The organism is Pseudomonas sp. YH-1 (genome assembly GCF_051990045.1).
Lineage (GTDB): Bacteria > Pseudomonadota > Gammaproteobacteria > Pseudomonadales > Pseudomonadaceae > Pseudomonas > Pseudomonas nicosulfuronedens.
Genome location: NZ_CP178184.1, coordinates 4,453,671 through 4,476,219, shown reverse-complemented (window position 1 = coordinate 4,476,219; position 22,549 = coordinate 4,453,671). Strand labels below are relative to the sequence as shown.

At 66.0% G+C, this 22,549-nt stretch carries 25 protein-coding genes; 15 read left to right on the top strand and 10 right to left on the bottom strand.

The window, feature by feature from the left end:
- Positions 1-35: 35 nt before the first annotated feature.
- On the bottom strand, positions 36-275 hold the full coding sequence (locus ACKI1H_RS20525) for a hypothetical protein (protein WP_440466125.1): 240 nt from the start codon (positions 273-275) through the stop codon (positions 36-38).
- Positions 276-448: 173 nt separating this feature from the next.
- On the opposite strand from ACKI1H_RS20525, the gene ACKI1H_RS20520 reads away from it, so the two are divergent.
- Positions 449-709 (top strand): hypothetical protein, encoded by a 261-nt coding sequence (locus tag ACKI1H_RS20520; protein ID WP_138524787.1) that lies wholly within the window; start codon positions 449-451, stop codon positions 707-709.
- Between the two features lie 25 nt (positions 710-734).
- Here the strand turns inward: ACKI1H_RS20520 and ACKI1H_RS20515 are convergent, their stop codons facing one another.
- Positions 735-959: a hypothetical protein gene (locus ACKI1H_RS20515; RefSeq protein ID WP_138524785.1), complete on the bottom strand. Its 225-nt coding sequence runs from the start codon at positions 957-959 to the stop codon at positions 735-737.
- Between the two features lie 334 nt (positions 960-1,293).
- On the opposite strand from ACKI1H_RS20515, the gene ACKI1H_RS20510 reads away from it, so the two are divergent.
- Positions 1,294-1,461: a general stress protein gene (locus ACKI1H_RS20510; protein ID WP_138215663.1), complete on the top strand. Its 168-nt coding sequence runs from the start codon at positions 1,294-1,296 to the stop codon at positions 1,459-1,461.
- Between the two features lie 144 nt (positions 1,462-1,605).
- Here the strand turns inward: ACKI1H_RS20510 and ACKI1H_RS20505 are convergent, their stop codons facing one another.
- A complete protein-coding gene (locus tag ACKI1H_RS20505) occupies positions 1,606-1,779 on the bottom strand; it encodes a hypothetical protein (protein ID WP_171049508.1) in 174 nt (57 codons plus the stop codon).
- 61 nt (positions 1,780-1,840) lie between these two features.
- Positions 1,841-2,233, bottom strand: a complete 393-nt coding sequence (locus ACKI1H_RS20500) for a response regulator (protein WP_138524783.1) — start codon at positions 2,231-2,233, stop codon at positions 1,841-1,843.
- A gap of 635 nt (positions 2,234-2,868) precedes the next feature.
- Here ACKI1H_RS20500 and ACKI1H_RS20495 point away from each other — a divergent pair.
- A complete protein-coding gene (locus tag ACKI1H_RS20495; protein WP_138524781.1) occupies positions 2,869-3,510 on the top strand; it encodes a phosphoribosyltransferase in 642 nt (213 codons plus the stop codon).
- Positions 3,511-3,516: 6 nt separating this feature from the next.
- Here the strand turns inward: ACKI1H_RS20495 and ACKI1H_RS20490 are convergent, their stop codons facing one another.
- Positions 3,517-4,557 carry a LacI family DNA-binding transcriptional regulator gene (locus tag ACKI1H_RS20490; protein ID WP_440466124.1) on the bottom strand — a complete coding sequence of 347 codons (1,041 nt, stop codon included), beginning with the start codon at positions 4,555-4,557 and terminating at the stop codon, positions 3,517-3,519.
- A 235-nt stretch (positions 4,558-4,792) separates the two neighbouring features.
- On the opposite strand from ACKI1H_RS20490, the gene ACKI1H_RS20485 reads away from it, so the two are divergent.
- The 7 genes from ACKI1H_RS20485 to ACKI1H_RS20455 all read left to right on the top strand — a co-directional run bounded on the left by ACKI1H_RS20485 (position 4,793) and on the right by ACKI1H_RS20455 (position 13,144).
- A complete protein-coding gene (locus ACKI1H_RS20485; protein WP_440466123.1) occupies positions 4,793-7,051 on the top strand; it encodes a TonB-dependent receptor in 2,259 nt (752 codons plus the stop codon).
- Positions 7,052-7,148: 97 nt separating this feature from the next.
- Positions 7,149-8,471, top strand: a complete 1,323-nt coding sequence (locus ACKI1H_RS20480) for an LLM class flavin-dependent oxidoreductase (RefSeq protein WP_440466122.1) — start codon at positions 7,149-7,151, stop codon at positions 8,469-8,471.
- Positions 8,472-8,518: 47 nt separating this feature from the next.
- Positions 8,519-9,562, top strand: a complete 1,044-nt coding sequence (gene mgrA / locus ACKI1H_RS20475; RefSeq protein WP_440466121.1) for an L-glyceraldehyde 3-phosphate reductase — start codon at positions 8,519-8,521, stop codon at positions 9,560-9,562.
- A gap of 4 nt (positions 9,563-9,566) precedes the next feature.
- Positions 9,567-10,493, top strand: coding sequence for a sulfonate ABC transporter substrate-binding protein (locus ACKI1H_RS20470; protein ID WP_440466120.1), 927 nt, complete (start codon positions 9,567-9,569; stop codon positions 10,491-10,493).
- 360 nt (positions 10,494-10,853) lie between these two features.
- A complete protein-coding gene (locus ACKI1H_RS20465; RefSeq protein ID WP_440466119.1) occupies positions 10,854-11,660 on the top strand; it encodes an ABC transporter substrate-binding protein in 807 nt (268 codons plus the stop codon).
- A 76-nt stretch (positions 11,661-11,736) separates the two neighbouring features.
- Positions 11,737-12,450 (top strand): amino acid ABC transporter permease, encoded by a 714-nt coding sequence (locus ACKI1H_RS20460; protein ID WP_138524767.1) that lies wholly within the window; start codon positions 11,737-11,739, stop codon positions 12,448-12,450.
- A gap of 1 nt (position 12,451) precedes the next feature.
- Positions 12,452-13,144 (top strand): amino acid ABC transporter permease, encoded by a 693-nt coding sequence (locus ACKI1H_RS20455; protein WP_440466118.1) that lies wholly within the window; start codon positions 12,452-12,454, stop codon positions 13,142-13,144.
- A gap of 47 nt (positions 13,145-13,191) precedes the next feature.
- Here ACKI1H_RS20455 and ACKI1H_RS20450 read toward each other — a convergent pair whose 3' ends face one another.
- The 5 genes from ACKI1H_RS20450 to ACKI1H_RS20430 are packed head-to-tail and all read right to left on the bottom strand — an operon-like array spanning position 13,192 to position 17,611.
- Positions 13,192-13,950 (bottom strand): ABC transporter permease, encoded by a 759-nt coding sequence (locus tag ACKI1H_RS20450; RefSeq protein ID WP_440466117.1) that lies wholly within the window; start codon positions 13,948-13,950, stop codon positions 13,192-13,194.
- Positions 13,947-15,146, bottom strand: a complete 1,200-nt coding sequence (locus ACKI1H_RS20445; RefSeq protein WP_440466116.1) for an ABC transporter substrate-binding protein — start codon at positions 15,144-15,146, stop codon at positions 13,947-13,949. The genes ACKI1H_RS20450 and ACKI1H_RS20445 overlap by 4 nt, the downstream gene beginning before the upstream one ends.
- Positions 15,112-15,948: an ABC transporter ATP-binding protein gene (locus ACKI1H_RS20440; RefSeq protein ID WP_440466115.1), complete on the bottom strand. Its 837-nt coding sequence runs from the start codon at positions 15,946-15,948 to the stop codon at positions 15,112-15,114. The genes ACKI1H_RS20445 and ACKI1H_RS20440 overlap by 35 nt, the downstream gene beginning before the upstream one ends.
- Positions 15,945-17,003: an acyl-CoA dehydrogenase family protein gene (locus tag ACKI1H_RS20435; protein WP_440466114.1), complete on the bottom strand. Its 1,059-nt coding sequence runs from the start codon at positions 17,001-17,003 to the stop codon at positions 15,945-15,947. Before ACKI1H_RS20435 ends, ACKI1H_RS20440 begins: the two co-directional genes overlap by 4 nt.
- Positions 17,004-17,050: 47 nt before the next feature.
- Complete coding sequence (locus ACKI1H_RS20430; protein ID WP_138524757.1) at positions 17,051-17,611, bottom strand: carboxymuconolactone decarboxylase family protein; 561 nt, start codon at positions 17,609-17,611, stop codon at positions 17,051-17,053.
- A 104-nt stretch (positions 17,612-17,715) separates the two neighbouring features.
- Between ACKI1H_RS20430 and ACKI1H_RS20425 the strand changes: the two genes are divergently transcribed.
- The 5 genes from ACKI1H_RS20425 (at position 17,716) to ACKI1H_RS20405 (ending at position 22,532) form a co-directional block, all read left to right on the top strand.
- Positions 17,716-18,618 carry an AraC family transcriptional regulator gene (locus ACKI1H_RS20425; RefSeq protein ID WP_440466113.1) on the top strand — a complete coding sequence of 301 codons (903 nt, stop codon included), beginning with the start codon at positions 17,716-17,718 and terminating at the stop codon, positions 18,616-18,618.
- A 113-nt stretch (positions 18,619-18,731) separates the two neighbouring features.
- Positions 18,732-19,658 (top strand): ABC transporter substrate-binding protein, encoded by a 927-nt coding sequence (locus ACKI1H_RS20420; RefSeq protein WP_138524752.1) that lies wholly within the window; start codon positions 18,732-18,734, stop codon positions 19,656-19,658.
- Entirely contained in the window at positions 19,658-20,668 is a 1,011-nt protein-coding gene (locus tag ACKI1H_RS20415; protein WP_440466112.1) for a FecCD family ABC transporter permease, read from the top strand. The genes ACKI1H_RS20420 and ACKI1H_RS20415 overlap by 1 nt, the downstream gene beginning before the upstream one ends.
- A gap of 101 nt (positions 20,669-20,769) precedes the next feature.
- Positions 20,770-21,708: a FecCD family ABC transporter permease gene (locus ACKI1H_RS20410; protein WP_425049035.1), complete on the top strand. Its 939-nt coding sequence runs from the start codon at positions 20,770-20,772 to the stop codon at positions 21,706-21,708.
- Positions 21,705-22,532, top strand: coding sequence for an ABC transporter ATP-binding protein (locus ACKI1H_RS20405; protein ID WP_440466111.1), 828 nt, complete (start codon positions 21,705-21,707; stop codon positions 22,530-22,532). The genes ACKI1H_RS20410 and ACKI1H_RS20405 overlap by 4 nt, the downstream gene beginning before the upstream one ends.
- Positions 22,533-22,549: the final 17 nt, after the last annotated feature.

The following is a 22,549-nucleotide window of genomic DNA, read 5'->3' as shown; positions in this document are numbered from 1 at the left end:
CAAAGAGAATGATGGCCAGGCCATCGGCAAGCGGTTCAGTCCATCACGACCAGGGAGAGTGTGCCGCCTCCAGCAGATGCATGGTGCAGGACGACGTCGATCCGGTGGGCGGCATGAAGCAGGGTTTCCGCGTCGTGCTCCAGCAACTGCGCGGCCGCCATCAGTGCCGTTGCAGTATCCGGCGTGCAAGCCTTGAGTGCAGCTTCACGCAGCACCTGGACAACGCAGGTCTCGTTGAAAGCCGAGACCATCAGCACCTTTCGCAGTCGTTCCACTTCAGCCTCCATTGCTTCTTGTGGGTGTGCATTGCAGGAATAGCCCGGTTTTTTCTTCCCTACCCCGCCAGCCGACGATTGGCGGGGCCTGCAATAATCACTATGATAGGTAACGCGTTACCAAAAAGACGCCTGCATTGCAGTAACGCGTTACTAATTTGACAGGAGCCAGGATGAAAGACGCCAAGGACAAAGCCACGCTCGATGCCTTCGAAGCGCCGCGCAAAGGCCGCCCCCGCAAGGAAGGCGCCATGACCAACGCGGAGAAACAGGCCGCGTACCGCAAGCGCCGGGCGGAGGCCGGTGGCGGCGCGGTGATGCTCAATAACGAGGAAATCTGGCTGATCTGCCATGCCCTGGATGGCAAGGTTTGGGAGGCGGACAGCGAACAGCGTCAGAAGCTCATCGCCCGGCTGCGCAAACGAGTCGTCTGAAGCTCCTTACATCAAATCAAGCTCCCTACATCAAACCGCAGATCAGTTCCATGCCAAGGTCTCTCACCTGGCGATCGGTGCGCAGTTCATTCCCGTGAATGCCGATCACGTTGGTTCGCGGCGTGGAGGTATAGCGGCTCTGCAGGCTGATCAGGTAACGGCCGTCTTCCTGGCGGTCGCAGGTGAAGTCGAACAGTGGGTAGCTCCGGTGAAGGAGTTCTGCGACGTCATGGCAGCTTGGCGGATTCATCGGGTTCTCCTGCGTTGCTGCGTCCATCCTGCGCCGCTGCGCTGCGAATGGAACCGCGGCCATAGGCCACTACCGACTTCGCCGACTTCGCCCCGCCACTGCAAAGGTCAACGATTTGAGCAGCTTGAAATCAGCGCAACGGCGTTTCTCCAGGTTCGCCAATAAAAGAACCCGGACCGACGGCAGGACTTTACATATAACGACTTTTCGTCGAAGCGATGACGGATCGTTCTGAAAAAGAGTCGAACACCGCTACTCGATATGTTTCGGATGAAGGGAATGCCCGGCATTCAGTTATTCATTTCTCACGGACATTTCCCAAGGAGTAGTTCCCATGGCCGAACATAGAGGCGGTAAAGGCAACTTTGCAGAAGACCCCCAGCGTGCTTCCGAAGCCGGCAGGAAAGGCGGCCAGCACAGCGGCGGCAACTTCAAGAATGATCCGGCGCGCGCATCCGACGCGGGCCGCAAGGGAGGTCAGCGCAGCCACGGCGGCCACTGACCCCGAGCTGGAGAGGCGCTCCGGCGCTCGCCAGCTCACCGCAAACCGTTATTTCCCCCGCAAACGGCGCCGAAGGATCGGCGCCGTTTTTCCTTGGCCACTTTCATGGGCATTGTTTCGTGAAGCAAAGGCGGCGACGCCCCATCACTGGGTGCAGAGCACCTCGCTCACCTGGATATCCGAGCGCGAATCGCGCCCGACCGGGCCGTGCAGCGCGCGGACGAACCGCTGCGCCTGCTCGCGACTCAAACTCTCCTGTCGCAGCACAGTGCTCATGGGCTGGCCATTGCGGCTGTAGCGGATCAGGTACGCGTGCATGGTGCTTCCTCCCCGTGAAGGCGACCGTTCCGTTGATCGGATGGCCTTTGTGCGCAGGAGTCTAGTTCAGCAGCCAGGGTTGTACGGGCGGACTGAGCAGCGTGCGCTGAATGGCGCCCTCCAGGTCGGCGAAGTCCGCCGACTTGGGGTGCACGGGATAAGGTGCGCCCTCCTCACCTTTCTCCGCCCAGGGTGAGAGCACCAGCACGCGCATGCGCGGGCGTAGCGGCAAACAGGCTTCGATCAGGGCTGCGCCAGTCAATGGCCCGGTGAGTTGCTCATCGATGAGGAACAGGTCGATGACCGAGGATGAAGTCAGGTGTTCGATGGCCTCTTGCTCGCTGAGGGCGCTGAGCACCGCATGCCCCTGGCCGAGCAGATGGTCTTCCAGGCGTTGCAGTTGTTCGGGTGTTTCCTCGAGGACCAAGACCATCTTGCTGTCGAATGCTTGCATGTTGCGCCTCTCCCTTTTCGAGTGTGGGCTTATCGAGACGGTCGTGCAGCAAGTTCCACGCCTGTTTTCTGCTGACGGCCAGAGTCTCGTCGCAGAGCCATTGGCGATCCCGAAGATCGCACAGTGCCAGCAGCAGAATGCCCGAATACGAGATGGGTTCGATGCACAATGCCCGATGCAGTGGCCGCGCAGCGGCTGGACCCGGCCCCATATGCCGTCAACCGGAACGGCCTATCGCCACAAGTTGCTTAGTGCGACTGCCCAGCCTGTTAGGGTCAGGACACTTCCCGGATTTTCCCCTGGCCCCTCCGACGGGGCCTTCTTTTTGCCCTGCCCAGACACTCTCCGTGCCCTCGCTCTGGCGCTCTGTACTGAGCTAGTCCAGTGACAGTGCGTACCGATGTTCAACCTGGTGCCGACGACCGTTCACACGCAATACCTGAACCTTCGATAGGGTTGCGACTCACAGCCCACGGCAGGCCTGCGCGCGCCCGATTGATCCGGGCCAGGCGGGTGCAATCGCTTTCCGGCAGGTCGCGGGCGCTGCAAGGTCCGTCTAACCTCCAAGCGAAAACGCATCCGCGAGCGGCCACTGACCCTGGACACGCTGCTGTGACTCGCGAAAGGAGACTCAGATGCCTTCAGTGCAATACACCAACCGTCGGCATGCCGGCGTGGCGCTGGCGATGGTCCTGCGTGACATGCCTTTGGAGAATCCGCTGGTTCTCGCCCTGCCCCGTGGCGGCGTGCCGGTCGGCAAGGAAATTGCCCGCGCCCTCGGCGCCCCGCTGGATGTGCTGCTGGTGCGCAAGATCGGCGCGCCGGGCAATGAGGAATTCGCCGTCGGCGCCATTGTCGACGGCCCAGAACCGAACTGGGTGGTGGACGAGCAGATGCTCGAGCGCTTCGACCCCGCGCCGGAGTGGTTCGAGCAGCAGGTGCTGGAGCAGATCCGCGAACTGGAGCGGCGCCGGGTGCTCTATCGCGGCGTGAAGGCGCCGGCGCAACTGGAAGACCGCGACCTGATCGTGGTCGACGACGGCCTGGCTACCGGCAGCAGCATGCGCGCCGCGCTCAAGTGCCTGCGCGAGCACCATCCGCACAGGGTGGTGCTCGCTGTGCCAGTGGGCCCGGCGGAAACCGTGGAGAAGCTGCGCGATGAGGTGGATGCGCTGGTCTGCCTGGATACCCCGTCGCCGTTCCGTGCGGTGGGTGATCATTACCGCGACTTTCGCCCGCTCAGCGACCAGGAAGTGATTGACCTGCTGGCCAAGTAGCCGCTATCAGCCGCTCTCCCGCTCCAGCACCCGGCAACTGAGCAGATTCAGCCGCTCCATCGGGCCTTCCAGCGGCGCCACGCCAATAGACTGCAGCACTCGCAGCGCGGCGATCTCGCCGATTTCGCGGGCCGGTGGCTTGATGGTCGACAGGCTCGGCAACAGCATCGGCGCGAAGGGATAGTCGCCGAAGCCCAGCACCGCGCAATCTTCGGGAATCTTCAGCCCGGTGCGCTGGCCGGCCAGCAGGCCGCCAGCGGCAAGGTTGTCGTTGGCGAAGATGATCGCCTCCGGCCGCTGCGCTCCTCTTGCCATCAGCGCTTCCATGGCCTGCCGTCCGGCTTCGAAGGGCGCGCTCTCGGTGGGCACGAACATCCAGGGCTCGCCACCCAGCTCGCGCAGGGTATCGGCGTAGCCATCTCGGCGGTCCAGCGCACTGAAGTCACCGGGCGCGCTGTTCTGCACGAACGCTATGCGCCGGTAGCCCTTGGCGTGCAGGTGACGCACCGCCTCCACGCCGACCTGATAGTGCGAGAAGCCGACCTGAATCGGCGCGCGTTCGGGTTGGTAATCCCAAACCTCCACCACCGGCATATCCGCGCCAGCGATCAGTTTCTCGGTGGCCGAGGTATGAAAGTGGCTGGTGAGCACCAGTGCCGCCGGGTTCCAGCCAAGGAAGGCGCGCACGGCGCTTTCTTCCTTGTCTTCGGAGAAATAGCTGGAGGCCAGCAGCAGTTGGTACCCGTGGGCGGCCAAGGTGTCACTGAAGGCCTGGATAGTGTCGGCGAAAATTGGCCCGGAAATGTTCGGCACCACCATCCCCACTACCCTGCCCCGCGCCGAAGCCAGCCCACCGGCTACCTGGTTGGGCACGTAGCCCAGCTCCTCCACCGCCGCGCCAATGCGCTCGCGCAGGTCGTCCGACAGCTGCGCCGGTTGATTGAAGTAGCGCGACACGCTGATGGCAGAAACGCCAGCGCGTTCGGCGACTGCGGTCAGCGTCACGCGTCCTGCGCCACGGCGCTTGCGAGGGGTCTGGCTGGCCAACACGACTCTCCTGCTGCTGAGTGATGGAATGTCAACTTAGGAATATAAACGTAATTTTTAATTATTTGACGATCTATCAGGCGATTCAGGATACTCGTCGATGTTAGCGCTAACAACACAAACTGTCCGCAACGATCCAGCCACTCGCACGAGCGAGCGCTCGTGACAGTCCCGCAGAAAAAAGTCGCCCCGGCAAAAGAGCACCGAGGGCGGACCAGGGTACGAAGGAGTGGCTATGCAATCGCAACATCGGGGGACGCTCGGCCGTCCGCAATTCACCGGCCGGCGCAGTGCGTTGGCCCTGGGTATCGCCAGCGTGATCGGGGCACTGGCCTGCAGCGTGCAGGCCGCCGAAACCACCAGCAGCGACACCCAGTCCGCTGACTCGGCACCAACGCTCAAGGCAGTGACCGTCACCGCCACCCGCCGTGAGGAATCGCTGCAGAAGGTGCCGGTGGCCGTTTCCGTGGTCGACGGTGAGCAGCTGGAGCGCGACAACCGCAACAGCGTATCGAGCATCGTCCAGCAGGTGCCGAGCCTGAACTTTCGTACCGGTGCCTCGAACAAGGACACCTCGCTGTTCGTTCGCGGCGTAGGCACTATCTCCACTTCCCCCGGCGTCGAGCCGAGCGTGTCGACGGTCATCGACGGCGTGGTGCTCGGCCGTCCCGGGCAGGCGACCCTGGACCTACTCGACGTCGAACGCATCGAAGTGCTGCGCGGCCCGCAGGGCACGCTGTTCGGCAAGAATGCCTCGGCCGGTGTGCTCAACGTGGTGACCCGCGAAGTGCCGGACGAAACCACGGGCTATATCGACTATTCGCACTTCGGTGGCGGCAACGAGAACCGTACCCGCTTCGGCATCGGCGGCACGCTGATCCCCGGCAAGCTCAAGGCCAGCGTCACTACGTTGCTGGGCAGCTACGACGGCAATGTCGACAACGTCTACAACGGCCACGAAGTGAACGGCTACAACCGCGCCGGCGCACGCACCAAGTTCGAGATCACGCCCAACGACGACCTCAAGGTCACGCTGATCGCCGACTACATGAAGGGCAATGACGACGCCCCCAGCGGCGTCATCACCAGCACCACCAGCCCGGCTTTCGCCAACGCCCTGCGCCCGGTGACGCCAGACAGCGACAACCGCAAGATCAACAGCGACTACCGCACCCACGTCGACGACACCAACAAGGGGCTGTCGGCGCAACTGGACTGGAACCTGGGCGACTACACCCTGACCTCCATCAGCGCCTGGCGCGGCTGGGACAACACCCAGTGGCAGGATGGCGACCGCCTTTCGCAGGTCACCGCGAGCATCCCCAGCTCCCACGACAAGGGCGAGCTGAACTACGACCAGTACTCCCAGGAACTGCGCCTCGCCTCGCCCAAGGGCGAATTCCTCGAATACGTCGGCGGCCTGTACTACATGCACGCCGTGGACGACGAGACCTACCGCCGCGTGGTGACCTCCACGACTGCGCAGAACACCGGCGTGGCCGACTACAGCACGCGCAGCGATACCTACGCGGTGTTCGGCGAGAGCACGCTGAACTTCACCGAGGATTTCCGTGGTATCGCCGGCCTGCGCTACACCCACGACGACCTGGAGTACGACCACCGCCGCCGTTCCACTTCGGCTACGGCGGTGACCGGCATCCAGCCCTCCACTTCCAGCTCCGGCTCCACCGATGAGGACGGCTGGTCCGGCCGTCTGGGCCTGCAGTACGACCTCAGCGAGCAGCTCACCAGCTACGTCACCTACTCGCGCGGATACAAGGGCCCGGCGTACAACGTATTCTTCAACATGCAGCCGCGCGACACTGAGGCACTCAAGCCGGAGACTTCCAACTCCTGGGAAGCCGGGCTGAAAGCCACCGCACTGGATAACCGCCTGACCGCCAACCTCGCGGTCTTCCACACGGTCTACGACAACTATCAGGCGAACTTCTACGACACAGTCGCAGGCCAGGTGGTGACTCGTCTGATCAACGCCGGCAAGGTGAAGACCGAAGGCGCCGAGCTGGACTTCAGCTACCAGGCCACGCACCAGCTCAAGTTCTCCGGCGCCCTCGCCTACACCAAGGCCCGCGTGGACAGCTTCGCCTGCCCGGCTGGCGCGGCGTCCAGCTGCAACGTCGACGGCAAGCCGCTGCCCTTTACCCCGGACTGGAAGAGCTACGTGCGCGCCGACTACAGCATCCCGCTGGACAGCGGCCTGGATGTGGAGCTGGGCACCGACTACAGCTGGCAGGACAAGGTGCAGTACGACCTCAGCCAGAACCCCGACACCATCCAGGGCGCCTACGGCCTGTGGAACGCCAGCATCGCCCTGGCCGACTACAACGACGGCTGGCGTGTCGCCCTGCTGGGCAAGAACCTCACCGACAAGTCCTACTCGCCCCTGTTGGCCACCGGCGGCAGCTACATCTACCGCATGGTGCCGCGCGACGACGGCCGCTACTTCGGCGTCGAGCTGCGCAAGGACTTCTGATCGCGAGCAATACGCGGCGTCGGCTCGCCCCGGCGCCGTCCATGAGATCGAACCCGCAGCCTTGCGTCCTCCCCAACGGACACACAGGACAACCGAAATGACACGCACCCTTTCCCTTGGCGCCTTCATCATGGCCACCGGTCACCACGTCTCGGCGTGGCGCCACCCGGATGTGCCGGCTGACGGCGGCCTCGACTTCCGCCTCTACAAGCGCCTGGCGCAGGTGGCCGAAGCGGCGAAGTTCGATGCCGTTTTCGTCGCCGACAGCGTGGCCGCGCCCACAGCCGAGATCGCCAGCCGCATGGCGCGTTCCGATCACTTCGAACCGCTGACGCTGCTCTCGGCGCTGGCGGCGGTGACCGAACGCATCGGCCTGGTGGCCACCGTGACCACCAGCTACAACGAGCCGTACCACGTGGCGCGCAAGTTCGCCTCGCTCGATCACCTGTCCGGTGGGCGCGCCGGCTGGAACCTGGTGACCTCCGACGCCGCTGCCGAAGCGCTGAACTTCAACCGTCAGGAACACTTCGGCCACGCCGAGCGCTATGCCCGCGCACGGGAGTTCCACGAGGTGGTCACCGGCCTGTGGGACAGCTGGGAAGACGACGCCTTCACCCGTGACAAGGCCAGCGGCCAGTACTACGACCCGGCCAAGCTGCATGTGCTGAACCACGAGGGCGAGCACTTCCGCGTGCAGGGGCCACTCAACGTGGCGCGCCCGCCCCAGGGACGCCCGGTGATCGTCCAGGCCGGCAGCTCCGAAACCGGCCGCGAGCTGGCCGCGCAGACCGCCGAGGTGGTGTTCACCGCGCAGACCTCACTGGCCGCCGCGTGCGACTTCTACAACGACCTGAAAGGTCGCTTGCCACGCTTCGGCCGCAGCGCGGATGACCTGCGCATCATGCCCGGCGTGTTCGTGGTGGTCGGCCAGAGCCAGGCCGAGGCGCAGGAAAAATTCGAGGCATTCCAGGAGCTGGTGGAACCGCAGGTCGGCGTTGCGCTGCTGTCGCGGATGCTCGGTAACTTCGACCTCTCCGCCTACCCGCTGGACGGCCCGCTGCCCGAACTGCCGCTCACCGACAGCGGCCAGCGCAGCCGCCAATTGCTGCTCACCGAACTGGCCGGGCGCGAGAACCTGACCCTCGCCCAACTGGGCCGGCGCATCGCTGGCGGGCGTGGGCACTACAGCCTGATCGGCACGCCGACGCAGATCGCCGACGAGCTCCAGGCCTGGTTCGAAGGCGGCGCCGCCGACGGCTTCAATGTGCTGGTGCCACACCTGCCCGGCGGCCTGGAAGATGTGGCCAATCACGTCGTCCCCGAACTGCAGCGCCGCGGGCTGTTCCGCCGCGACTACAGCGGCAGCACCCTGCGCGACCACCTCGGGCTTAAGCGCCCGGCCAACCGCTACACGATCTGACGATCCACGAGCCGTCCCCACTGCGGCCCGTCTACCCAGGAGCTTCCATGACCTACCTCGCCCACCCCGACCGCTACCAACGCGTCCCCTACCGCCGCGTCGGCCGTAGCGGGCTGGTACTGCCGGCCCTTTCCCTCGGCCTGTGGCACAACTTCGGCGACAGCGTGCCCCTGGACCGCCAGCGCGCCCTGCTGCGCACCGCCTTCGACCTGGGCGTCAACCACTTCGACCTGGCCAACAACTACGGCCCGCCCTACGGCAGCGCCGAGATCAACTTCGGCCGCCTGCTACGCGAGGACTTCGCCGCCTACCGCGATGAGCTGGTCATCTCGACCAAGGCTGGCTGGGACATGTGGCCCGGTCCCTACGGACAGGGCGGCAGCTCGCGCAAGTACCTGCTCTCCAGCCTCGACCAGAGCTTGAAACGTCTGGGCCTGGACTATGTGGACATCTTCTATTCACACCGTTTCGATCCGGACACGCCGTTGGAAGAAACCGCCGGCGCACTGGCCAGCGCCGTGCAGCAGGGCAAGGCGCTGTACGTGGGCATCTCGTCCTATTCCGCCGGCAAGACCGCCGAGCTGGCTGCCTTGCTGAAGGACTGGAAAGTACCGCTGCTGATCCACCAGCCGGCCTACAACCTGTTCAACCGCTGGGTGGAAAAGGACCTGCTGGCCACCGCCGATGAACTGGGCACGGGCGTCATTGCCTTCACGCCACTGGCCCAGGGCCTGCTGACCGATCGCTACCTGAATGGCGTGCCGGCGGATGCGCGAGTGAACCAACCCGGTGGCGCCTCGCTGCGACCGGAGCACCTGTCCGAAGACAACCTGCGGCGCGCTCGCGCGCTGAATGACATCGCGCAACGCCGTGGCCAGAGCCTGGCGCAACTGGCACTGGCCTGGGTGCTGCGCGACGCCCGGGTGACCTCTGCCTTGATCGGCGCCAGCCGGCCGGAGCAGATCATCGAGAACGTTGCCGCGCTGGATAACCTGACCTTCAGCGTGGAGGAACTGGCGGAGATCGACCGCTTCGCCGTGGAAGGCGGGATCAATCTCTGGGAAAAACCCTCCCACGACTGGAAGGAATGAGCCTGTGACGCTGTTTCATCGATTGCTCGCCGGACTGCTGCTCGTGGCAGGTACAGCGCAGGCGCAAGACCCGGCGCAACTGCGCATTGGCTATCAGAAGGCCTCGGTCAGCCTGGTGCTGGCCAAGGAGCATGGCTTGCTGGAGAAACGCTTCCCGCAGACACAGATCCAATGGATCGAATTCCCCGCCGGGCCGCAGATGCTCGAAGCCCTGAACGTCGGCAGCCTGGACCTGGGCTCCACTGGCGACATCCCGCCGATCTTCGCCCAGGCCGCCGGCGCCGACCTGCTCTACGTCGGCGTCGAGCCGCCCAAACCGCAGGCGGAGACCGTGGTGGTGCCCAAGGACAGTCCGATCCGCAGCGTGGCCGACCTCAAAGGCAAGCGTGTGGCTCTCCAGAAGGGCTCCAGCTCGCACAACCTGCTGCTGCGCCTGTTGCAGCAAGCCGGCCTGACCCTGCGCGATATCCAACCGCTGTACCTGACGCCGGCCGATGCCCGCGCCGCCTTCGAAAGCGGCAAGGTGGACGCCTGGGCGATCTGGGACCCGTGGTACTCGGCGCTGCTGCTGGGCGGCAGCGCGCGCTTACTGGCGGACGGAACCGAGGTTGGCCTGAGCGGGCCGTTCTACCTGTCCAGCCGTGAGTACGCCGGAGCCCATCCCGACTTCATCCATCAGGTGCTGGATAGCCTCAATCAGGCCGAAGCCCTGACCCGCAGCGACGAAGCCGGCAGCGTGGCGATCATGGCGCGCGTCACCGGGCTCTCCCCGGAAGTCATTGCGGAAACCTTCAAGCACCGCCCTCCTTCGCCTATCCGCCCACTGGGCGATGCCGACATCGCCGCGCAGCAACGCACCGCCGACCTGTTCCTAGCCGAGCGCATCCTGCCGCGCGCCGTGGATATCAACGCTGCCCGCTGGAGGCCCTGACTGTTTTCCTAGGATGGGTGGAGCGAAGCGATACCCATCGATACCTGTCCACTTCGATGATGGGTATCGCAAGCTCCACCCATCCTACGCGCTGGGGCGGCGTTCTTCGTAGGAGCGAGGCTCCTGCCCTGGATATTGATCCACCAAAATGGTTATCCATGTTGTTATTTTATATTTCTTCTGGTTATTAGATAGACCAATTCATTCCTTCTCCGCGCCACCATCACGCTGCCACACTCGGCCTCGCCGGCGGGCGACCCCCGCCGCTCTAAAGCGGGCTTCTCCCACCCTCGAGCGCCCGCTCTCGATCATTCCGGGACCCCGTCAAACGAGCGCGGCCCGACAAGGAGCTGGATGTTCATGAAGAAACTCACTGCCGTTACCGCCCTCGCCCTGGCCGTCCTCTCCGGACTGGCCCATGCCGACCGCCTGGACGACATCAGGAAGGCCGGCGTGCTGCGCGTCGCCGCCTTCGACAGCAACCCGCCATTCGGCTTCGTCGACGGCAAGAGCAAGCAGATCGAAGGCCTCGATGTGGATTACGCCAAGGCCCTGGCCGACAAGCTCGGCGTCAAGCTGCAGGTCCTGCCGACCAACCCGGCCAACCGCATCCCGCTGCTGACCGCCAACAAGGTCGACCTGGTGCTGGCCAACTTCACCATCACCCCCGAGCGCGCCGAGCAGGTGGACTTCAGCATCCCCTACTTCTCCTCCGGGCAGCAGTTCATCGTGCGCAAGGGCAGCCTGAAGTCGCCGGACGAACTGAACAAATGGCGCGTCGGCGTCGACAAGGGCACGGTCAACGAGGGCGTGCTGCGCGAGAAATTCCCCGGTGCCAAGGTCATCGCCTACGACGACACGCCCTTCGCCTTCACCGCCCTGCGCAACGGCCAAGTCCAGGCCATCACCCAGGACGGCCCGAAACTGATCGGCCTGCTGGCCAACGTGCCGGACAAGGACAAGTACGAAGTGCCGCCCTTCACCATCTCCAACGACCTGATCGGCGTCGGCATTCCCAAGGGCGAGAAGGCCCTGACCGAGTTCGTCAACCAGAGCCTCACGGAGCTGGAGGCCAACGGGCAGGCGCAGACCATCTACGACACCTGGTTCGGCCCCAGCACCAAGACCCCGCTGGCCCGCCTGTACAGGATCGGCGACAAGAGCTGATCACCTCTGACCCTGCACTCCCCCACGCCCCGGCCCGCCGGGGCGTGTCCGTTTCTCCCGCTGATGGATGCGCCACATGTTCGGCGAACTGCTCGCCCCGACCTACCTGAGCTGGCTGCTCGACGGCTTCCTGCTTACGCTGGGTATTTCCCTGTTCTGCTGTGTCATCGCTACCCTGCTCGGCGCGCCGCTGGCCATCGCCCGGCAGGCAAAGTCACGCTGGCTGTCGTGGCCCGCTCGGGCCTATCTCGCTCTGTTTCGCAACACACCGCTGCTGGTGCAACTGTTCTTCTGGTACTTCGGTTTGCCGGCGCTGATGCCAGAGGAACTGGTGTTCTGGCTCAACTCACCCCATGAGTTGGCCGGGCTGACCTGGCCGTCGTTCGAATTCCTCGCCGCCGCCTGGGGCCTGACCCTCTACACCACGGCCTTCATCGCCGAAGAGTTCCGCGCCGGCATCGCCTCGGTGCGCCCGCAGCAGCGCGAGGCCGGCATGGCGCTGGGCCTTCGCCCGCTACAGGTGTGGCGCTGGGTGATCCTGCCCCAGGCGCTTCGTACGGCGCTGCCGCCGTTGATGGGGCAATACATGAACGCGTTGAAGAACTCTTCACTGGCCATGGCCATCGGGCTCGCCGAGCTGTCCTACGCCTCGCGCCAGGTGGAGACGCAGACCTTCAAGACCTTTCAGGCGTTCGGCATCGCCACCCTGCTGTACATCGGCGCCATCGCGCTGATCGAAGCGCTGGGCCAGGCGATCCAGCAGACCCGCCGCTATCGCCAGGGAGCCTGACATGGAGTTCTCGGTGATCTCGGACAACCTGTCCTACTTCCTCATCGGCGCTTACCCGGACGGCCCGCTGGGTGGCGCGGCGCTGACCGTCGTCCTCGCGCTAGCCTCCGGCATCGCCTCGGCCATCATCGGCCTGGCGCTGGGCATTTCCCTGTCGGTGCTGCGCGGCAGACCACGCCTGCTGCTGGTGGCATTCCTCGGCTTCTTCCGCGCCATTCCGGTGCTGATGCTGATCTTCTGGACCTACTTCCTGCTGCCCATCGTCTTCCATGTCGACGTGCCAGCGCTGGGCACCGTGGTCTGCGCGCTGTCGCTGATCGGCGGGGCCTACCTCGCACACTCGGTGCATGCCGGCATCGAAAGCCTGCCCAAAGGCCAGTGGGACGCCGCCCGTGCGCTGGGGCTGCGGCCGTGGCAGGTGCTCACGCTGGTGATCCTGCCGCAGGCGCTGCCGATCATGCTACCGTCCTTCCTCAACCAATGGGTCTCGCTGATCAAGGACACTTCGCTGGCCTACGTGATCGGCGTCGGCGAGCTGTCCTTCGTCGCAACGCAGGTGAGCAACCGGGTGATGGTGCATCCCACCGAGGTCTTCCTGTTCGTCGCGCTGCTCTACTTCCTGCTGTGTTCGGCGCTGGATCTGGTGGCGGCGCTGCTCACGAAGCTACGGCCGGCTTACCGCAAGACGGCCTGACCTGAAAAAGCCGGATCTCGTGATCCGGCTCTTCCGTTCCAGCGACTTCAGCCTCGATGGCGGTACAGGCTGCGCGCCAGAGCATCCAGGGCGAAGCCCAGCACGCCGATCAGCAACACCATGGCCATCAGCTCCGAGTAGGCCAGGCGATCCCGGGTGTCGAGGATGTAGTAACCCAGCCCTGCGCTGACGCCGAGCATTTCGCAGGGCACCAGCACGATCCAGAGAATCCCGATGGCCAGGCGTACACCGGTCAACACGTGACCGAGCACGCCGGGCAGGATGACCTTGCACAGCGTTTCGAACGGCGTCGCGCTGAGGCTCCTCGACAACTGCAGCCAGCGCGGATCGAGCTGGCGCACGCCGGCGGCGGTATTGAGCAGGATCGGCCAGACTGCGGCAAACGCCAGGAGGAAGTAGATCGGCGAGTCGCCCACGCCCATCAGCATGACTGCGATGGGCATCCACGACAGCGGCGAGATCATCCGCAGGAACTGGAAGGCCGGCGTGGTCGCCGCCTCCAGGTGACGCGAGGCGCCCACCAGCAAGCCCAGCGGCACGCCGACCGCCAGGGCCAGCAGCAGGCCGAGCAGCACCCGTTTCAGGCTGACCAGCACATGCTCGTACAGCTCCGGGCGGGCCAGCAGCTCACCCAGGCTGGTGAAGGTCGCCTGGGGCGAGAACAGCTGCCCCAGGCCGTCGCCACCGAACAGCCGCACGCCGAGCCACCAGAGGCCGAGCAGGATGATGAGCCCGGCGAGGCCCAGCGCCCAGTGGCGGCGCGTGGAAAGTACAACGGGTGTCACGGGGTGATCTCCTCGCTGCGCTCGAAGCTATCGGGGAAGCCAAAGGCGCCCAGGCCGCCGACGCCGGCGATGGCATTGCGCACGAAACGGTCGTCCACCAGGTCCTTGGCCACCTGTGTCGGCTCCAGGGCCGCGAGGAAGCCCTTGTCACCCTGGATCAGCGTGTCCTTCAGACGGCGCACCAGTTCCTCGGTGTAGCTGGGGAACGGGTACGGTTGGAAGTCGATGCGCTCCTCGTGCCAGTCGGCATGGCGGATGGCGCCGTCGGCCAGGTACTGCTGGCGTTCGCTGGCGGCCGGCGCCAACACCCGGCCGAGCACTTCCGGCGCATGGGGCGTGTAGCGGTTCTCACCGTCCTTGGACAGCAGCTTGGCCGCCTCGGCACGGTTGCCGCGGGTCCACAGCTGCGCCTTGACGATGGCGTTGACCACCTTCTGCGACCACTCCGGGCGGTTGTTCAGGTCGTGCTCGTGCATGAACACCACGCAGCACGCATGGTTGCGCCAGACATCGCCGGTAAAGCGCTGGATGCGCCCGACCTTGAGGTTCTCCGCCAGGGCGTTGAACGGCTCGGCGACGATGTAGCCGGCGATGCGCTTGGCGGCCAGGGCCGGTGGCATGTCCGACGGCGGCAGCACCACCAGGTTGACCTCGTTGGCGGCCAGCGCCGCATTGGCCGGTTTACTCACTGCCTGCAGGCCGTTGTCGCGGAGCAGCTGTTGCAGTACCACGTTGTGGATCGAGTACCAGAACGGAATCGCCAGGGTCTTGCCGCCCAGCTGCTTCACGTCGCCGATGTCCGGCGCCACGGTCAGGCCGGAGCCGCCCACATGGTTCCAGGCCACCACCTTGGCCGGCACCTTGCTGCCGTAGCGCGCCCAGACGGTCATCGGCGACAGCAGATGGATGACGTTGACCTGGCCGGAGATGAACGCTTCGATCACCTGCGCCCAGCTACGCAGCAGCACCGGGCGTTCGGCCTTGATGCCCTCGGCATCGAACAGGCCGTTGGCGTGGGCCACCAGCAGCGGTGTGGCGTCGGTGATCGGCAGGTAGCCGATGCGTACCGGGGCATCCGGTTCGCTGGCGGCGCGCGCCTGCAGGCTGGTCAGCAGTGGCAACGCACCGGCGGCGGTGAGCAGCGCACCAAGTTTGAGAATGTCACGTCGGGAGTGTGTGGGGTCGTCCAGGCACATGGGCAGGCTCCTGCGCAGAAGTAGTGTTTGCGTGGGTGCGGCTTGCCCGCCGTAGGGTTTTTAGGATGTCGACCCGCAGGGCGCCCAGTTCCTCGACCAGCTCCGCACGGGGTTGCGGCAGGTCGATGTGCCATTCGCCCAACGTCCGCGCCGGGGTGTCGCCCAGTAGCAGGATGCGGTCGGAAAGCAGCAGCGCTTCGTCGATGTCGTGGGTGATCAGCACGGCGGCGGTACGCCGCTCGTGGATGACGGTCAGCAGCAATTGCTGCATGTCGGCGCGGGTCACCTCGTCCAGCGCGCCGAAGGGTTCGTCGAGCAGCAGTACCTGCGGCTGCCGCGCCAGGCAGCGGGCCAGCGCCGTACGCTGGGCCATGCCGCCGGAGAGTTGCGCCGGCAGGAAGTCGCGGGCGTGGTCCAGCCCGACCGAGGCTATTGCCTCGTCCACACGGGATTGCAGGGTGGCTTTGTCCAGCTTTGGCTGGCGTGCGAAATCGAGCCCGAAGGCGACGTTCTTCGTCAGGTTCAGCCAGGGCAGTAGGCTCGGGTCCTGGAAGGCCACCGCGACGCGAGGGTGCGGGCCGTCGATCGGCTGACCGAGCAATTGCACGACGCCAGCCGCGGGCTTCTGCAAGCCGGCCAGCACGCGCAGCAGGCTGGATTTGCCGACACCGCTGGGGCCCAGGATGGAGACCACCTCTCCGGCGGCCAGCTCCAGGGCGAAGCCTTCCAGCACGCTGCGCCAAGCGTTGTCTCCGGGATAGCCCAGGGCAACGTCGCTGGCCTGCAGGATCGCTTGGCTCATGCCTTGGCCTGCTTCTGCAATTCGGCGCGCAGCTGCACCAGGCTGGGTGTGACGATGGGCACGAAGGCCGACTCACGCCAGCGCCGGGCGAAAGCCGCGCCGTGCTCGGTGAGATAGGCCTTGCCGCCGCTGGCTTGCAGCTCCAGCTGGACGGCGGCAGCCGCGCCTTCGGCCAGGCCGATTCGGATGCGGAACAATCGCGCCGGCTCGGTCAGGAAAGCGCCATCCAGCAGGCCTTCACGCAAGCGTGCCACCTGCTCGTCCAGCTCATCAGCCAGGCGCTGCTCTTCCTCGCGCAGCACCGAACGCCGGTCGCTCAGGTGCTCGCGTACCGACTCCAGGGCCTTGCGCGTCAGGCCGATGGTCATGGCGCATTGCAGGCCGAGGAAGGCCGGGCGCACGCGCGGCAGGTAGTGGCGGGCATCTTCGTGCAGCAGCCAGGCGCGCGGCAGTTCGACCGCGGCGAAGTCCAGCGCAGCGGTGTTGCTCGATTGCAGACCGAGCAGTTGCAGGTCGTCGGAGCGGGTCAGGCCCGCGCGGTCCGAAGGGATCGCCGCCACCAGCGGTGCCGCGCCCTCTCGCTCGATGGCCGCCGCGACCACGAAGCGGCCCTTGCGCAGGTTGGTCACCCAGTGCAGCCGGCCGTCGAGGCTCCAGCCATCGCCGGTCGGCGTCGCGTTCACTTGCAGGCTTTCGATGCCCGAGAGGAACTTCATGGCGTTGGACAGACCGGTGGCGCCGGCCAGGCTGCCGTCCAGCAGTTCGCCGAGCAGAAGGTCGCCCAGCTCGCGATTGGGGCTCTGCAGCAGGTATTCGATGAAGGCGCGCTGGCCCCAGAAGACGAAGGCGGCCGTCAGCGAATGGCCCGCTACATCGGCGATGGCGTCGATCGCATTGAGCACGGTGCCACCGCTGCCGCCGCGCTCTTCGGGCACGCCAATGGCGAACAGCCCGGCCGCAGCCAGTTGCGGCAGCACGCTCTGTGGGTCGGTGTGGCCGAGGTCGAGGCCCTCGGCGTGCTCATCGAGCCAGCGGCTCAGGGTCGGGTCGAGCATGTTGCTCTCCTTGCTTGGGCGGCACTTGCCGCCCGGTCACACGAAAATCAGTTCGCCGCCTGTTCCCAGCGGTACTTGCCCAGCTCGGGGTTCAGAGGGGTCTGGGCCAGCACGTTGGCGAAGTTGCACAAGGTCGCCAGGCTGATACCCAGCAGTACTTCCAGGGCGTTGCCATCGGTGAAACCGGCAGCGCGGAAGGCAGCAAGGCCCGCATCGCTCACCGCACCGCGGGTGGCGATGGATTCGCGAGCGAACGCGGCCAGGGCTTCCAGGCGCGCATCGGGCAGTTCGCGCTGTTCGCGCAGGGCGGCTATCACTTCCTCAGGCAGCTTGGCCTTGTTGAAAGCTACCGCTGTGTGCCCGGCCACGCAGAAGTCGCAGCCGTGGGTGGTGGCGGCGATCAGCTGGACCACTTCGCGCTCCGGCAGGCCGAGGTCGGCTTTGCCGTTGAGGCCGGATACGGTGACGTAGGTTTCCAGCGCGGCCGGTGCGTTGGCCAGCACCCCCAGCAGGTTGGGGATGAAGCCGGAGCCCTTGAGCGCATTCTCGAGGAACGGCTTGGCGGCTTCCGGGGCGCTGTCGAGGGTCTGGATGGGCAGGCGGGACATGGTTCGACTCCGTTGAAATGGGGTGTCGAAAAAGTCTGTTGGTAATAAGAAATCCATTCAATATTCTAAAGTCGCTATCACTTGCTCATGAGTCTTTCCATTAGATGATTTCGTCCAGCCCCCTGGTTGATTGGTTATTAGACAGCCTTGAACTGAGCGCGAGCCTGTTTCACGTAGGGCGCTATTGCGGCGGCTGGCACGCTTCGACCCAGGGTCTGGCGCGGGCCAGTTTCCACCTCGTGGTACAGGGCCACTGCTGGCTGCACCTGGACGGCGAGCCGTCGTACCGGCTGGAAAGCGGTGACGCGGTGTTCATCCTGCGCGATGTGCCGTATCGGCTGTCCAGCGAGTCCAGCGCCGAGGAGGCAGCCTGCCAACCGCGCCAGAGCATGACCGCCCTGGAGTTGCAGGCCGAGGATGGCGTGGGGCTGGTCTGCGGGTTCTTCCATTTCGATTCGGGGCTGTCGGCACTGATCATCGACGCCCTGCCCGCCTTCCTCGTGCTGCGTGCCGAGGAGCCGTCCCAGCGGGCCGCGCGCAGTCTGTTCGAGCTGATCCTCGAGGAATGCCAGCGGCAGCCGACACCGTCGCAGCAGATGCTCGAACGCCTGAGCCACCTGCTGTTCCTCTACGTGCTGCGCCAGCAGGTGGTAGGCAATCCGACCCTGGGCGGGCTGGTCGCCCTCGCCCGCCAACCGCAGTTCGCCGGCTTGCTGGAGCGGATGATCCAGCAACCGCAACTGCCCTGGACGTTGGAAGACATGGCGGGATGCGCCGGGCTTTCGCGCTCGGCTTTCTTCAAGCGCTTCAACGAAACCAGCGGGCAGTCCCCCGGCCAGGTATTGCTGGCCCTGCGCATGGGCCAGGCATGCCGGTTGCTGAAGGCCGACCAGAGCGTGGCGGAAGTGGCCGCGTCGGTCGGCTACCAGTCCATCGCTGCGTTCACCCGCGCTTTCCACAAGGCCACCGGACAGCAACCGGGAGCGTTCCGCCGCGCCGCCAACTAGGTTTCTGCGTGCTTGATGCATGTCATGGCAAATGTAAACAATCCGTAAATGCGAGTGATTCGTGATTGTGAATTTCGTACCTTGACGAAATTCCTCGCCAACGGACCCTCATCATGCACGTCAGCGCCTCGCTTCCCCGCCGCTTCCTGTCCTGCACTGCCCTGCTGCTCGCCGGCCTCGTGCTGAGCCTCCCGGTCCAGGCTGCCGAGCGCAGCCTGGACACTGCCTTCGGCCCGGTGAAGGTGAAGGACAATCCGCAACGCGTCATCGCCCTGGGCGAGAACGCCCTGGATGCCAGCCTGACCCTGGGCGTGACACCCGTTGGTTCCCTCGCCAGCCGCGGCGGCACCGACCTGCCCGCCTACCTGAAGGCGAAATCCGGCCCGCTTCCGCTGGTGGGCACCGTGCGCGAAACCAACCTCGAAGCCGTGCTCAAGCTGCGCCCCGACCTGATCCTCGCCGCTCCCGGCCTGACCCGCGAGCAATACGCCAAGCTCAGCCTGCTGGCCCCCACCGTGGTGCCCAAGGGCGGCTCGCTGGACGACTGGCGTGGGGCCTTCCGTGTCTATGCCGATGCGCTGGACAAGCAAGCCGAAGGCGAGCAGCGACTGACCGAGATCGACCAGCGCATCGCCGCATTGCGCCCACGCCTGCCCGCAGACACCAGCGTCAGTGTGGTGCGCTGGAATCCGCAGGGGCCGATGATGATGTCCGGCCACCTGTTCGTCGGGCAGCTCCTCGATCAGCTCGGCCTCAAGGCCAATGAGCTGGCGAAGCAGACCGACAAGCGCCCGCACACCGACATCCTCAGCCTGGAAAACCTGTCCAAGGCCGACGCCGACTGGATATTCCTCGCCACCCTCAACCCCGATGGTGAGAAAGCCCTGGCCGAAGCGCGCCAGCAACCGGCGTTCACCCGCCTGAAGGCGGTCGAAGCCGGGCACCTGGCCAGCGTCGACGGACAGATCTGGAGCAGCAGCTCCGGCTACCTCGCCGCCCAGCAAGTGCTGGATGACGTGGAGAAGGCCCTGCTGCACTGATGCTCGCCAACCGTCTCGCGCTGCCACGGGCTCTGGCGTTCGCGGCAGCGTTGCTCGTTCTGCTGATCCTCGCCAGCCTGCTGGTGGGTGCCGGCGATGCCGGCCCCTGGCAGAGCCTGCTCGCACTGCTGGGCGGTGCCGATGACGACACTCGCTTTGTCGTTCACACGCTGCGCATGGCGCGCACCGAACTGGCTCTGCTGGTCGGCGTGGCACTGGGCGCCGCCGGCCTGCTGCTGCAGTCGGTCACGCGCAACCCGCTGGCCGAGCCCGGCCTGCTCGGTGTGAGCGCCGGTTCCTCGTTCGCCGTGGTGCTGGCGATCAACCTGGGCGCCACTGCCGCCGGGATGAACCTCGCCGTGGCCAGCTTCGGCGCGCTCGGCGGTTGCCTGCTGGTGCTGCTGGTCTCGCAGTTGCGTGGCGTGGGGGAAGACCCGGTACGCCTGGTACTGGCCGGCGTGGCCTTCTCCGGGCTGCTCACCGCGCTCAGCAGCCTGATGCTGCTTTGGGATCAGCGTACCGCCGACGAAGTCCGCTTCTGGGTAGTCGGCAGCCTCGCCGGACGCCCGCTGGAAACCCTGCGCGGCTGCCTGCCTGGATTGGTCCTGGGGCTTGCCGTGGCGCTGCCGCTGATTCGCCCGCTGGCCGCCCTGGCACTGGGCGAACGGGTCGCCGCCGGGCTCGGCCATCATCCGCAGCTGGTGCGCGTCGCAACCTTGCTGGCCGTGGCGCTGCTGGTGGGCGCCGCCAACGCCGCCGCTGGTCCGATTGCCTTCCTTGGCCTGATCGTGCCCTTCATCGCCCGCCGCCTGGTGGGTACCGACATCCGCCGCTGCTTCGCTTTGTGCCTGCTGCTCGGCCCTTGTGTCCTGCTGCTGGCGGACATCATCGCGCGCCTGCTGGTGCGACCCTATGAACTGCCGGTGGGCGTGGTGACGGCTTTTGTCGGCGCGCCCATCCTGATTGCGGTGGTGCGCTCCCAGCGCCTGCCGACCCTGCAAAGCCGATGAGCATCCCGACCACTCCTCCAGGCCATGGCGTGCTGCGCACCGGCCGACACTCGTTGCTCTGGCACCGGCGCAGCGCCACCGTGGGCATGGCCCTGGCGGCCATGCTGCTCCTGAGCCTGGTGTTCTGCCTGACTTCGGGCGATCTCGGAATGGGTGAGGCCTTGGCCGCGCTGCTGGGGCGGGGCGACGAGATGCAGACCCTGCTGGTGCGTGAACTGCGCCTGCCGCGCCTGCTCGCCGGCTTGCTCAGTGGTGCCGCGCTGGGCGCCGCCGGTTGCCTGATGCAGACCCTGGCGCGCAACCGCCTGGCCACGCCGGGCATGGTTGGCATCGACAACGGTGCCACCGCCTTCGCGGTCGCCTCCATCGTCGCCGTGCCCACCACCTTGGCACCGTCCGCCCTGGCCCTGAGTGGCGCGGCGACCGCCGCTGCGCTGACCTTCGTTCTCGCCGCCGGTGCCGGCGCGCGGGGCTATCGCTTCATCGTTGTCGGGCTGGGCATCGGCGCTCTGTTCGGTGCCGCCACCAACCTGATGCTGGCTCGCGCCGACATCGACGCCGCCAACGCGGCCTATCCCTGGACCGTCGGCAGCCTCAACGCCCGCCCGGCGCTGGCCGTGTGGCTGCTGGCCGGCGGCCTCGCGCTCGGCCTGCCGCTGGCGAAGCTGCTGGCGCGGGCGCTGATGCTGATGCGTTTTTCCGACAGCGTCGCCATCGGCCTCGGCGTGCGCCTTTCCGCCATGCGTGCGGCGACCCTGGCGCTGAGCGTGGCCCTCACCGGTCTGGCCGTGGCTGTGGCCGGGCCCGTGGGGCTGGTGGCGCTGATCGCACCGGAAGTGGCGCGCTACCTTGGTGGCCGTCATGGCGTGCCAGTGCTCAATGCCGCCCTGGCCGGTGCCCTCCTGACGCTACTGGCCGACTGGCTCGGTCGCACGTTGCTGGCACCGGTGGAAATCCCCGTGGGCATCGTCATGGCGGTGATCGGTGCCCCCTACCTGCTCTGGATCATCCTGCGTCAGCCTGCCGGGAGACAGCCATGACCTCCATTTCCCCCAGCACCACCGCGCCGCTGGAAACCCGCGCGCTGAGCATGGCCTACGGCGAGCGCTCGATTATCGAGGGCCTGAACCTGCGTTTGCCGGCCGGCCAGGTCACGGCCATCGTCGGTCCTAACGGTTGTGGCAAGTCCACGCTGCTCGCAGGCCTGGCACGGCTACAGAAACCCAGCGGCGGTGCCGTGCTGCTCGATGGCAAGGCCATCGGCAGCCTGCCCACTCGCGAAGTAGCAAGGCGCCTGGCGCTGTTGCCCCAGGATGCCAGCGCGCCGGAAGGCCTGACAGTCGCCGAGTTGATTCGCTTCGGTCGCCAGCCGCACCAGGGGTTGTTCCAGCAATGGAGCGAGAATGACCAGCGCATCATCGAATCGGCGTTGCGCGCGGCGGATCTGGTCGAGTTGGCTGAGCGCCCGCTGGAGTCGATGTCCGGCGGCCAGCGCCAGCGCGCCTGGATCGCCATGGCCATCGCCCAGGACACGCCGTTGCTGTTGCTCGACGAGCCCACCTCGGCGCTGGACCTGGGCCACCAGATCGAGGTGTTCGAGCTGATCCGCCAGTTGGCGGAGGCCGGCAAGACCATCGTCATGGTGGTCCACGACCTGTCGAGCGCGTGCCGTTATGCCGACCACCTGGTGGCGATGAAGGACGGGCGCCTGCTGGCCGAGGGCGCGCCGTCACAAGTGGTGACTGCCGGGTTGGTGGAGGCACTGTACGGTGTGTGCTGCACCCTGATGAGCGACCCGCTCAGCGGCACGCCGGTGATAGTCGGCGCTAGCCGCGCCAGACGCCACGAAGCCGCCGGAACCTGAGGCCCGCGGCTGCTTCG

Excerpts from the sequence above, each read along its gene's own strand:
- ACKI1H_RS20520 (WP_138524787.1), top strand. The coding sequence starts at position 449 with ATGAAAGACGCCAAGGACAAAGCCACGCTCGATGCCTTCGAAGCGCCG.
- ACKI1H_RS20515 (WP_138524785.1), bottom strand. The coding sequence starts at position 959 with ATGAATCCGCCAAGCTGCCATGACGTCGCAGAACTCCTTCACCGGAGC.
- ACKI1H_RS20510 (WP_138215663.1), top strand. The coding sequence starts at position 1,294 with ATGGCCGAACATAGAGGCGGTAAAGGCAACTTTGCAGAAGACCCCCAG.
- ACKI1H_RS20505 (WP_171049508.1), bottom strand. The coding sequence starts at position 1,779 with ATGCACGCGTACCTGATCCGCTACAGCCGCAATGGCCAGCCCATGAGC.
- ACKI1H_RS20500 (WP_138524783.1), bottom strand. The coding sequence starts at position 2,233 with ATGCAAGCATTCGACAGCAAGATGGTCTTGGTCCTCGAGGAAACACCC.
- ACKI1H_RS20495 (WP_138524781.1), top strand. The coding sequence starts at position 2,869 with ATGCCTTCAGTGCAATACACCAACCGTCGGCATGCCGGCGTGGCGCTG.
- ACKI1H_RS20485 (WP_440466123.1), top strand. The coding sequence starts at position 4,793 with ATGCAATCGCAACATCGGGGGACGCTCGGCCGTCCGCAATTCACCGGC.
- ACKI1H_RS20480 (WP_440466122.1), top strand. The coding sequence starts at position 7,149 with ATGACACGCACCCTTTCCCTTGGCGCCTTCATCATGGCCACCGGTCAC.
- mgrA (WP_440466121.1), top strand. The coding sequence starts at position 8,519 with ATGACCTACCTCGCCCACCCCGACCGCTACCAACGCGTCCCCTACCGC.
- ACKI1H_RS20465 (WP_440466119.1), top strand. The coding sequence starts at position 10,854 with ATGAAGAAACTCACTGCCGTTACCGCCCTCGCCCTGGCCGTCCTCTCC.
- ACKI1H_RS20460 (WP_138524767.1), top strand. The coding sequence starts at position 11,737 with ATGTTCGGCGAACTGCTCGCCCCGACCTACCTGAGCTGGCTGCTCGAC.
- ACKI1H_RS20455 (WP_440466118.1), top strand. The coding sequence starts at position 12,452 with ATGGAGTTCTCGGTGATCTCGGACAACCTGTCCTACTTCCTCATCGGC.
- ACKI1H_RS20445 (WP_440466116.1), bottom strand. The coding sequence starts at position 15,146 with ATGTGCCTGGACGACCCCACACACTCCCGACGTGACATTCTCAAACTT.
- ACKI1H_RS20440 (WP_440466115.1), bottom strand. The coding sequence starts at position 15,948 with ATGAGCCAAGCGATCCTGCAGGCCAGCGACGTTGCCCTGGGCTATCCC.
- ACKI1H_RS20435 (WP_440466114.1), bottom strand. The coding sequence starts at position 17,003 with ATGCTCGACCCGACCCTGAGCCGCTGGCTCGATGAGCACGCCGAGGGC.
- ACKI1H_RS20430 (WP_138524757.1), bottom strand. The coding sequence starts at position 17,611 with ATGTCCCGCCTGCCCATCCAGACCCTCGACAGCGCCCCGGAAGCCGCC.
- ACKI1H_RS20425 (WP_440466113.1), top strand. The coding sequence starts at position 17,716 with ATGATTTCGTCCAGCCCCCTGGTTGATTGGTTATTAGACAGCCTTGAA.
- ACKI1H_RS20420 (WP_138524752.1), top strand. The coding sequence starts at position 18,732 with ATGCACGTCAGCGCCTCGCTTCCCCGCCGCTTCCTGTCCTGCACTGCC.
- ACKI1H_RS20415 (WP_440466112.1), top strand. The coding sequence starts at position 19,658 with ATGCTCGCCAACCGTCTCGCGCTGCCACGGGCTCTGGCGTTCGCGGCA.
- ACKI1H_RS20410 (WP_425049035.1), top strand. The coding sequence starts at position 20,770 with ATGCTGCTCCTGAGCCTGGTGTTCTGCCTGACTTCGGGCGATCTCGGA.
- ACKI1H_RS20405 (WP_440466111.1), top strand. The coding sequence starts at position 21,705 with ATGACCTCCATTTCCCCCAGCACCACCGCGCCGCTGGAAACCCGCGCG.